8 protein-coding genes and 2 pseudogenes are annotated in these 10,522 nt (G+C 66.8%); 7 read left to right on the top strand and 3 right to left on the bottom strand.

From position 1 onward, the window contains the following. Positions 1-590: pseudogene (locus IP83_RS09510) on the bottom strand (kinase); the annotation flags it as partial. Positions 591-695: 105 nt separating this feature from the next. Here IP83_RS09510 and IP83_RS09505 point away from each other — a divergent pair. Then, on the top strand, positions 696-2,327 hold the full coding sequence (locus tag IP83_RS09505; RefSeq protein WP_054121980.1) for a family 43 glycosylhydrolase: 1,632 nt from the start codon (positions 696-698) through the stop codon (positions 2,325-2,327). A gap of 13 nt (positions 2,328-2,340) precedes the next feature. On the opposite strand, the gene IP83_RS09500 is transcribed toward IP83_RS09505, so the two are convergent. Together IP83_RS09500 and IP83_RS09495 are read right to left on the bottom strand one after the other, a co-directional pair. Further along, positions 2,341-2,844 carry a ferritin family protein gene (locus IP83_RS09500; protein ID WP_054121979.1) on the bottom strand — a complete coding sequence of 168 codons (504 nt, stop codon included), beginning with the start codon at positions 2,842-2,844 and terminating at the stop codon, positions 2,341-2,343. Positions 2,845-2,974: 130 nt separating this feature from the next. Next, positions 2,975-3,508, bottom strand: a pseudogene (locus IP83_RS09495) (methylated-DNA--[protein]-cysteine S-methyltransferase); the annotation flags it as partial. Between the two features lie 120 nt (positions 3,509-3,628). Between IP83_RS09495 and IP83_RS09490 the strand changes: the two are divergent. The 6 genes from IP83_RS09490 to IP83_RS09465 all read left to right on the top strand — a co-directional run bounded on the left by IP83_RS09490 (position 3,629) and on the right by IP83_RS09465 (position 10,368). Beyond that, positions 3,629-5,197, top strand: coding sequence for a serine protease (locus tag IP83_RS09490; RefSeq protein WP_054121977.1), 1,569 nt, complete (start codon positions 3,629-3,631; stop codon positions 5,195-5,197). Positions 5,198-5,388: 191 nt separating this feature from the next. After that, positions 5,389-5,943 (top strand): F0F1 ATP synthase subunit delta, encoded by a 555-nt coding sequence (locus IP83_RS09485; protein ID WP_054121976.1) that lies wholly within the window; start codon positions 5,389-5,391, stop codon positions 5,941-5,943. Positions 5,944-5,984: 41 nt separating this feature from the next. Next, the gene (atpA, locus tag IP83_RS09480; protein ID WP_054121975.1) at positions 5,985-7,514 is read left to right on the top strand and encodes a F0F1 ATP synthase subunit alpha; all 1,530 of its coding nucleotides are present in this window, start codon (positions 5,985-5,987) and stop codon (positions 7,512-7,514) included. 119 nt (positions 7,515-7,633) lie between these two features. After that, positions 7,634-8,506, top strand: a complete 873-nt coding sequence (locus tag IP83_RS09475; RefSeq protein ID WP_054121974.1) for a F0F1 ATP synthase subunit gamma — start codon at positions 7,634-7,636, stop codon at positions 8,504-8,506. Positions 8,507-8,602: 96 nt separating this feature from the next. Beyond that, the gene (atpD, locus tag IP83_RS09470; protein ID WP_054121973.1) at positions 8,603-10,060 is read left to right on the top strand and encodes a F0F1 ATP synthase subunit beta; all 1,458 of its coding nucleotides are present in this window, start codon (positions 8,603-8,605) and stop codon (positions 10,058-10,060) included. A gap of 50 nt (positions 10,061-10,110) precedes the next feature. After that, the gene (locus IP83_RS09465; RefSeq protein WP_054121972.1) at positions 10,111-10,368 is read left to right on the top strand and encodes an ATP synthase F1 subunit epsilon; all 258 of its coding nucleotides are present in this window, start codon (positions 10,111-10,113) and stop codon (positions 10,366-10,368) included. The last annotated feature ends 154 nt before the right edge of the window (positions 10,369-10,522 follow it).

The following is a 10,522-nucleotide window of genomic DNA, read 5'->3' as shown; positions in this document are numbered from 1 at the left end:
CCCGCCGTATCCTCCTCGGCTTCGAGCCAGTTGATCGGCGGGCCAAGCATGTCTTCCGATTGCGGGCGCGCGGCCACGCACCAGCCTTCAAACAGGAGAACATCGACCGGCGCGGTCAGGGTGGGCCATTCTCGCACCGGCGCGCGGTCGTCGATGGCCTTGTCAAAGCGCGGCAGCTTGAGGCCTGCCTGCCCGGCGCGCACACGATCGAACAGCGAAAGGCCGAGCGCAGGATCGTGTGTCCCCGGTACGCCGCGCGTGGCAAACAGCGGATGGACTTCGCGCGCAAGGTCCATCCGTTCGCGGCGCGTGAGGTAGAGATCGTCGAGCGAAAGCGTCGCGGCATGCAGTCCGTGTTCCCGCTGGAGCAGCGCTTCGAGCATGCGGCACAGCGTGGACTTGCCGCTGCCCTGCGAGCCGCTGACGCCGACGATCAGCGGACCACCCGCCACGGCCGCGCGCGCCGCGATATAGACCGCAAGCGGGCGCCAATGCTGATCGATGGTTTTGCGGTAGCTGGCAGGAAGTCCATCCGCCGCAACCAGCGCGGCGAGCGTTTCGAACAGGCCAGCCTGCTCAGGTTTCGACACGCATGACGTCCCTCCTCAACGAAAGGTATTCTCCATTTTGTCATCGGTTGCCAGCGTTTCGCTCGCTGAATATAGAACCCGCATTCTAATAAGAGGATAGCCGGGATGGAATCGCGCAGAAGCATCATGAAGCTGGGACTGGCCGGCGCGGTTGCGAGTGGCAGCGGGTTCGCGCCGGTCCCCGCAAAGGCCGGGCCGCTCACCCCGACATGCGCGGCCCCGCCGCAATGGGCGCGCGGGATCGAGGGGCAGCGCCGCGCCGATCTGAGCAATGGGACTTATCTCAATCCGATCCTCTCTGGGGACTATCCCGATCCGTCCGTGCTGAAGGACGGCGACGATTACTACATGACCCATTCGTCGTTCGATTCCGCGCCGGGGCTGCTCATCTGGCATTCGCGCGATCTGGTGAACTGGCGGCCGCTGGGCCCTGCGCTCCCCCGCCCGCTGGGCACGGTGTTCGCCGTCGATATCGCCAAGCACGATGGGCGCTATTTCATCTACATCCCGTTCATGAAGGCGCCTTGGTCCGAAGGCCTCTCGAGCTTTGCCAATATCTACGTGATCCACGCGCCGTCGATGGAAGGGCCGTGGAGCGATCCGATCGACCTCAGGATCGGCGGCCTGATCGATCCGGGCCACGTGGTGGGTGAGGATGGCCAGCGCTATCTCTTTTTCAACGACGGCAAGCGGGTGCGGCTGACGCCGGACGGGCTCGCCACCGCAGGGCCGGTCGAGACGGTCTACGAGGCCTGGCGCTATCCCGATGACTGGATCACCGAGGCGTACTCGCCGGAAGGGCCCAAGCTGTTCCGCCGGGGCGCGTACTTCTACCTCGTCAACGCGGTCGGCGGCACGAGCGGCCCGCCGACGGGGCACATGATCGTCGCCGCCCGCTCCCGATCCATCAACGGACCGTGGGAGCATTACCCGCACAATCCGGTCCAGCGCACGCAGTCGCGCGGCGAGATGTGGTGGTCACGCGGGCATGCGACCTGCGTCGAAGGGCCGGGCGGGCAGTGGTACATGGTCTATCACGGCTTCGAGAACGGCTATCTCACACTCGGGCGGCAGACCTTGCTCGAGCCGATCGAATGGACGGCGGACGGCTGGTTCCGGGCCAGAGGCGGCGATCTGTCGAAGCCCCTCCTCAAGCCGTTGGCGCAAGGCGTGCCGCACGGCATGCCGCATTCGGACGACTTCACCAGCGACCGTCTGGGCACCTTGTGGAACCTCTATGGCAGCGTGCCCGGTGAGGCGAAGCGGGTCCACGCGGGCGGCGGTGCGCTGGCGCTGGACGCCAAGGGCAAAGGCCCGGCGGACGGCACCGTGCTGACCCAGCAAGTGGGCGACCGTGCCTACGAGATCACCGTCGAGGTCGAACTGGACGGCGCAGCGACCGGCGGCCTGTTGCTGTTCTTCGACGACCGCCTGTTCCTCGGCATGGGCATCGATGGTCAGCGCATGACCAGCTACCGCGGCGGGAAGGCCTCCTACTGGCCCGAACCCGCACCGCCCGCGCGGCGGATGTGGCTGCGGATCGCCTGCGAAGACCAGATCGCGACCTTCCACTACAGCACGGACGGCAAGGCATGGACGCGCCACGGGGTGCGCAGCGAGGTTTCCGGCTATAACGCGAATACGGTCGACAACCTCCTCAGCCTGCGCCCGGCGCTGTTTGCAGCGGGTGACGGGGCGGGGCGGTTCCGGGACTTCCGCTATCGCGCGCTGGGGTGAGCTCCCCTCTCCCCTACCCCTCCAGCAGCGCCGCCGCCTGCAGCAGGCGGTTGCCGTGGTCGGTTTCCTCCTTGCCGTTGGCGCGCAGGAGGGCGGCGGCTTCATCGTTGCCGATGCTGGCGGCCCAGCCTTCGTAGAGCGTTTCGCCGTCGAACTCAGTCTGGGCAAGCTTGCGCAACGCTTCGGGCGTCAGTTCGCCAATGGGGAACGCGCCGCCGGCGAGATAGGGGTTGGCGTCGGCTTCGGGAGGCGTGAAGTCAGTCCCCGTCAGTACCTTGAGCACAGCGGCAGCGCGGCGGGCGTGGAGGAATTCCTCGTCGCCATTGGTGCGCAGCAGGTCTGCCACCGCCGGGTTTTCGGCATTGGCGGCGGTCGCGCGGTAGAGTTCCTTGCTGGCGGCTTCGACGAGGCACATGACCTTGATGTCCGTCACGGTCGGCGCGGTGACGGTGCCGATGTGGGCGAAGGCCTCGCCGATGGTTTGCGGCATGCCCGGCTCGAGGGTGACGGTGGTCATTGGCTATCTCCCGGTGTTTCTGATTCCACCGGAAGGTACATCACCCCCGCCCCCGATGGGAAGGCGATTTAATCGCTCGGCTAAAAGGGTAGTCTCCTCACGCGCGCCCTCTCCCCTCAAGGGGAGAGGGCTATAGAAGGAGCAGCGCGCCCTCGCGCTGGAGCAGCTTGGCCTTGATGTCGAGGCCCCAGGCATAGCCGCCGAGGCTGCCGTCGGTGCGGATCACGCGGTGGCAGGGGATCAGCAGCGAGACGTGGTTGGCGCCGTTGGCCGAGCCTGCTGCCCGCACCGCGCCGGGGCGGCCGACTTCGGCGGCGAGCTGGGCGTACGTGCGCGTCTCGCCCTTGGGAATGCGGCGCAGCGCCTGCCACACGCTTTGCTGGAAGGGTGTGCCGGAGACGTCGACGGGAATGTGGTCGAAGTCCGTCTCGCCGGGGGCTTCGGCGGCCTTGATGATTTCGGCGAGCAGTGCAGCGAACGAGGCACCACCTTGCACCAGTTCGGCATTCGGGAAGCGCTCGGCGAGGACAGCGGGGTCTTCACCGAATGAAAGCCGCACGACGCCCTTGGCGCTCGCGGCGACGAGCATCGGGCCGAGCGAGGTTTGTGCCACGCCCCAGTGGATCACCGTGCCGCGGCCGCCGTCGGTCCAGGCGGATGGGGTGGGATCGGTCTGCTTCATGCCTCTGCTCCTGCTGCGGTGTATGGCGGCGATAGCGGCAGTGGCGTGACTACGCTTCCCGCCGCTTGCGGTCCAATCGATTCCCGGCAAGAACCGGCGTCGATGCCTACTCTCCGCCGCCTGCTCGCCCTTCTTGCCGCATTCCTGATCGCCGCGCTGCCCGCTGCGGTCACGGCTGACCCGGCCGATATCGCCGCCGCCAGCCGGGGTGTCGTGCGGGTCGTGCTGATCCGCTATGATGGTGGCGCGGCGCAGCTCGTCAGCCACGGCACCGGCTTTGCCATCGCGCCCGATCTCGTGGTGACCAACGCGCATGTCGTGGAAGACTTGCGCGACAGCGACGGGATCGTGGCGGGCGTCGTGCCGTCCGAAGGGCGCGGCGGTTTTGCCGCATCGATTGCCGCCTATTCGCCGCAGCGCGATCTCGCCTTGCTCAAGCTCAAACCCGGCACGTCGCTTGCCGCGCTGACGCTCTATTCCGGCGCACCGGCAGACAGCCAGGAAGTCTATGCGGCAGGCTATCCCGGCAATGTCGACATGGCCGAGGGGCTTTCGATGGCCGACCTCGTCAGCCCGCAAGCGGCGGTGAAATCGCGCGGCTATATCTCGGCGGGTCGCTCCAGCCGCGAATATGACACGATCCTGCACACCGCGCCGATCGGGGCGGGCAATTCGGGTGGGCCGCTGCTCGATGCCTGCGGGCGGGTGCTCGGCGTCAACAGCTTCGGCACGGTGAGCGAGAACACCACCGATTCGGCATTCTACTTCGCGATCTCGATGCGCGAGCTTTCGGCCTTCCTGCAGGGCGCGGGCGTAACCCCGCATGTCAGCGGCACGCCCTGCACGTCGCTCGCCGATCTCGACCGGGCGGACGCGGCGCGCGGGGCGGAAGATCAGGCGCGGCTGGCAGCGGAGGCGGAGGCACGCAAGGCGGCGCAGGCGGAGTTTGCCGCGAAGGCGCAGCACGATGCCGAACTGCAGATCCTGTCCGAGCGGGACAACGGCCTTGCCATTGCTGCCGTGCTGCTGCTGGCTTCGCTCGCGGCGGGGGCGGCGGCATTCGTGTTCTACCAGCGCGGCAAGCAGCGCCAGCTCAAGATCGCGGGCGGCGCGGCGGGGCTGCTCTTGGTGGCGGCGGTGGGCACATGGCTGCTGCGGCCGCCGCTGAGCCTGATCGACGAACGCGCGAAGGACATCATTGCCGAAGCCAAGGCGAAGAACGAGGCCGCCCCCGCGCCCGATGCCAGCAGCGCAGCGCCGGAAGCTCCGCAAAAGCTGGTCTGCGTGCTCGATCCGCAGCGCAGCCGGGTGACCGTCTCCGATGTGACCGATGTCCCGCTGACATGGGCGCCGGGCGGCTGCGTCAACGGCAAGACCCAGTACGGCCTCGCCGGCGACGGCTGGAGCCGCGTGCTGGTGCCGCAGGGCGAAGCGACGGTCTCGATCACGCGCTTCGATCCCGACCGCCGCGAGTATACCGTCGAGCGCTATCTGATGGGCCTCGATGCGATGACCGCGCTGCGCGAGGCGCGCACCAGGCTCAAGGCCCCGGCCTGCGGGGCAGACGATGCGACGGCCCGCGCGCTCGGCGAAGCGCAGGGCAGCATCCGCGCGCTGCTCCCCCCGGAACCCAACGAGCGACTGCGCTACAACTGCCGTCCGGCACCCTGATGCGGCAGTGATTTTGGGGGATTTCACCCCCGCCGCCCCAATGCCCCATGGAATCGGCATCTGGTATCTTGTCAGGCCGGGACTTGGTTGCTAGGCGCGCCCCCATTGCGGGCCGCTGTGTTTTGTGCACGGCACCATGGCCCATGCAAACACCATTTGCGATCCATCCTGGATGAAGGGGACCAAGGCGCGTGGAGATTTCCGGCGGGATTACGGCCAGCTTGGCGGGACGGTACGCGGCCGCGCTCTATGATCTGGCGGGCGAACAGGGGGTTGTGACGGCGGTCGAGACCGACCTCGATACCCTTGGTGCCGCAGTGCGCGAATCGGCCGATCTGGCTGCGCTGCTCAAGAACCCCGAAGTTTCGCGCGATGTCGCCGCGAAGACGATCGATGCGGTCGCCGATTATCTCAAGGTCTCGGGCCTCACTCGCAACTTCCTCGGCGTGCTCGCGGCCAACCGCCGCCTCGCCTCGCTGCCCGATGTGGTGCGCGCGTTCACCGCGATTGCCGCTGCCGCGCGCGGCGAAGTGACCGCCGAAGTGACCACCGCGCACCCGCTCGATGAAGCGCAGCTCGCGCAGCTGGCCGAAAAGCTCAAGGCCCGCGAGGGCCGCTCCGTCACGGTCAAGGCCCATGTCGATCCGGCTATTCTGGGCGGCCTCGTCGTCCAGATCGGCAGCCGCATGATCGACGGCTCGATCCGTACTCGTCTCAATTCGCTTGCCCAGGCCATGAAGGGCTAAGGACTCAGGGCTAAGCCAACAGGCTTCATGAAAGGCTGAAAATGGAAATCCGCGCCGCTGAAATCTCGAAGGTCATCAAGGACCAGATCGCCAGCTTCGGCACCGAGGCCCAGGTCTCGGAAGTCGGCTCCGTGCTGTCGGTCGGTGACGGTATCGCCCGCATCTACGGCCTCGACCAGGTCCAGGCCGGCGAGATGGTCGAGTTCTCGAACGGGGTGAAGGGCATGGCTCTCAACCTCGAAGCCGACAACGTCGGCGTCGTGATCTTCGGCTCGGACGCCGAGATCAAGGAAGGCGACCAGGTCAAGCGCACCGGCACCATCGTGGACGTTCCCGTCGGCAAGGGCCTGCTCGGCCGCGTGGTCGATGCGCTGGGCAACCCGATCGACGGCAAGGGCCCGATCGTGGACGCCGTCCGCACCCGCGTCGAAGTCAAGGCGCCCGGCATCATCCCGCGCAAGTCGGTGCATGAGCCCGTGCAGACCGGCCTCAAGGCTATCGACGCGCTCGTTCCCGTCGGCCGCGGCCAGCGCGAACTGATCATCGGTGACCGCCAGACCGGCAAGACCGCCGTCGCGATCGACACCTTCATCAACCAGAAGGCCGTCAACGCGGGTGATGACGAGAGCAAGAAGCTCTACTGCATCTACGTCGCCGTCGGCCAGAAGCGCTCGACCGTGGCGCAGATCGTGCGCCAGCTCGAAGAGAACGGCGCGATGGAATACTCCATCGTCATCGCCGCGACCGCTTCGGAGCCCGCGCCGCTGCAGTACCTTGCGCCCTACACCGGTGCGACGATGGGCGAGTTCTTCCGCGACAACGGCATGCACGCCGTGATCGTCTACGACGACCTTTCGAAGCAGGCCGTCGCCTACCGCCAGATGTCGCTGCTGCTGCGCCGTCCGCCGGGCCGCGAAGCCTACCCGGGCGACGTGTTCTATCTCCACAGCCGCCTGCTCGAGCGCGCCGCGAAGATGAACGACGAGAACGGCAACGGCTCGCTGACCGCGCTGCCGATCATCGAGACGCAGGCGGGCGACGTTTCGGCCTACATCCCGACCAACGTGATCTCGATCACCGACGGCCAGATCTTCCTTGAAACCGGCCTGTTCTACCAGGGCATCCGTCCGGCCATCAACGTCGGTCTCTCGGTGAGCCGCGTGGGCTCCTCGGCGCAGACCAAGGCGATGAAGAAGGTCGCCGGCTCGATCAAGCTGGAGCTTGCGCAGTACCGCGAAATGGCGGCCTTCGCGCAGTTCGGTTCGGACCTCGACGCCTCGACCCAGAAGCTCCTAAACCGCGGTGCGCGCCTGACCGAGCTGCTCAAGCAGCCGCAGTTCTCGCCGCTGGGCTTCGAAGAGCAGACCTGCGTGATCTTCGCGGGCACCAACGGCTACCTCGACGGTATTCCGGTGAACCGCGTGGGCGAATATGAGGCCGAGCTGCTGAGCTATCTGCACTCCAGCCATGCCGACCTGCTGAAGCTGATCCGCGACACCAAGGATCTGGGCGACGAGGCCAAGGGCAAGCTGAAGGCCGCGCTCGACGCGTTCGGCAAGCAGTTCGCGTAAACAACGTAACGGTAATCCACTTCGTCATCCCCGCGAAGGCGGGGATCCAGAGCACCAAAGGCAAGCGCCGAACTGGATTCCCGCCTGCGCGGGAATGACGAACGAGGAAGGGAACTAGAGTGGCTTCGCTGAAGGAACTCAAGGGCCGGATCAACTCGGTCAAGTCGACCCAGAAGATCACGAAGGCCAAGCAGATGGTCGCGGCGGCCAAGCTGCGCAAGGCGCAGACGGCGGCGGAAGCCGCGCGCCCCTATGCCAGCCGCCTCGCTGCGGTGATGGCGAGCCTTGCCGGCAAGGTCGCCGGTCAGGACAGCGCCCCGCTACTGATGCGCGGCACCGGTTCGGACCAGCGCCACCTCCTCGTTGTCGTCAACACCGACAAGGGCCTCTGCGGCGGTCTCAACTCGAACATCGTCAAGGAAGCCCGCGCCCAGGCACGCGCGCTCGAAGCCGCCGGCAAGACCGTGAGCTTCTACCTCGTCGGCAAGAAGGGCCGTGCCCCGATCCGGCGTGACTTTCCGGCTGCCGCAGCCGCCGGATATGACACCAGCCTCGTGCGCACGCCCGGCTTCGACGAAGCCAGCGCCATCGCGCACGAGCTCATCGCCATGTTCGAGGGCGGCAAGTTCGACGTCGCCCATCTGGTCTCGCCCGTGTTCAAGAACGCGCTGACGCAGGAACCCGTGACGCAGCAGCTGATCCCCGTTCCCGCGCCAGTCGTGACGGCGGGCGGCGATGCGGTCGTCGAGTACGAACCCGGCGAGGAGGAAATCCTCGAAGCGCTGCTGCCGCGCTATGTCACCACGCAGGTCTTCGGTGCGCTGCTCGAGCGCGAAGCATCCGAGCAAGGCGCTTCGATGACCGCAATGGACAACGCGACGCGCAACGCGGGCGAGCTGATCCAGAAGCTGACCATCCAGTACAACCGCAGCCGTCAGGCCGCGATCACGACCGAACTCATCGAAATCATCGCTGGCGCGGAAGCGCTGTAAAGTCCCATCCGCGTCCCCGCGAAGGCGGGGACCTCAGGCCTGAGACCCCCGCCTTCGCGGGGGAGCAGGAAAGTCAGAGAAGGCAAGGAACAAACAATGGCCACCGCAGCCGTCCTCAACCAGACCACCACTGGCAAGATCAGCCAGGTCATCGGCGCCGTCGTCGACGTGACCTTCCCCGGCGAACTGCCGGCGATTCTCACCGCGCTCGAAACCGACAACAACGGCAACCGCCTTGTGCTCGAAGTTGCCCAGCACCTCGGCGAGAACACCGTGCGCACGATCGCGATGGACTCGACCGACGGCCTGACCCGCGGCCAGCCGGTAACCAACACCGGCGCGCAGATCTCGGTGCCGGTCGGCCCGATGACGCTGGGTCGCATCCTCAACGTGATCGGCGAGCCGATTGACGAGCGCGGCCCGGTCAATGCCGAGAAGTCGGCACCGATCCACGCCAAGGCCCCCGAGTTCATCGACCAGTCGACCGAAGCGGCCATTCTCGTCACCGGCATCAAGGTGATCGACCTGCTCGCGCCCTATGCGCGCGGCGGCAAGATCGGCCTGTTCGGCGGCGCGGGCGTCGGCAAGACCGTGCTCATCCAGGAACTGATCAACAACATCGCCAAGGGCCACGGCGGCGTTTCGGTGTTCGCGGGAGTCGGTGAACGCACCCGCGAGGGCAACGACCTCTACCACGAATTCCTCGACGCCGGCGTTATCGCCAAGGACGCCGACGGCAACCCGACCCCGGAAGGGTCGAAGGTGGCGCTCGTGTTCGGCCAGATGAACGAGCCGCCGGGCGCCCGCGCCCGCGTCGCGCTCTCGGGCCTGACCATGGCCGAATACTTCCGCGATGAAGAAGGCCAGGACGTGCTGTTCTTCGTCGACAACATCTTCCGCTTCACGCAGGCGGGTTCGGAAGTATCGGCGCTGCTCGGCCGTATTCCTTCGGCGGTGGGCTACCAGCCGACCCTCGCGACCGACATGGGCGCGCTGCAGGAGCGCATCACCTCGACCACCAAGGGTTCGATCACCTCGGTGCAGGCGATCTACGTGCCCGCGGACGACCTTACCGACCCGGCGCCGGCTGCCTCGTTCGCCCACTTGGACGCGACGACCACGCTGAACCGCGCGATTTCGGAACTCGGCATCTATCCGGCGGTGGACCCGCTCGACTCGACCAGCCGCGTTCTCACCCCGGCCGTCGTCGGCCAGGAGCACTACGAGACCGCCCGCCGCGTCCAGGAAACCCTGCAGAAGTACAAGTCGCTGCAGGACATCATCGCCATTCTCGGCATGGACGAGCTTTCGGAAGAAGATAAGCTGATCGTGGCCCGCGCGCGCAAGATCCAGCGCTTCCTGTCGCAGCCCTTCCACGTCGCCGAAGTGTTCACCGGCATCTCGGGCAAGTTCGTGCAGGTCGAAGACACCGTCCGCTCGTTCAAGGCGGTGGTCGACGGCGAGTACGACCACCTGCCGGAAAGCGCATTCTACATGGTCGGCGGCATCGACGACGTGATCGCCAAGGCCAAGAAGCTGGCTGAAGACGCCTGATTTTGCTTTGCCCTCTCCCGCCCGGCGGGAGGGGGCCTTAGGAACCCGACATGTCGCTCCACTTCGAACTCGTAACCCCGGCCCGCCTCGTCCGCTCGGAAGAGGTCTTCATGGTCGAAGTCCCCGGCTCCGAAGGCAACTTCGGCGTGCTGGAAGGCCACGCGCCGTTCATGTCGACGATCCAGGACGGCGCCCTTCGGGTCTACCGCACCAATGGTGCCGCGCCCGAGGACATCCGCATCACCGGCGGCTTTGCCGAAGTGAGCGAGAAGGGTCTCACGGTCCTCGCCGAGCACGTCGAGGGCTGATTTCCAGCCAGAGCCTAGCCAAGGGGCCGGTCCGTTTGGGCCGGCCTTTTGCGTTTGGGGGATCGCACAACAGGCCCCTCCCCCGGTCGGGGGAGGCTGGGTGGGGGTGCGCCGCGCTCACCGGAGAGGCGCGTCCCCCCCCCCCCCCCCCCCC

The organism is Novosphingobium sp. AAP93, assembly GCF_001296055.1.
Classification (GTDB): domain Bacteria; phylum Pseudomonadota; class Alphaproteobacteria; order Sphingomonadales; family Sphingomonadaceae; genus Novosphingobium.
Note: the sequence above shows the minus strand (reverse complement) of the source record. Positions and strands in the feature narration are given on the sequence as shown.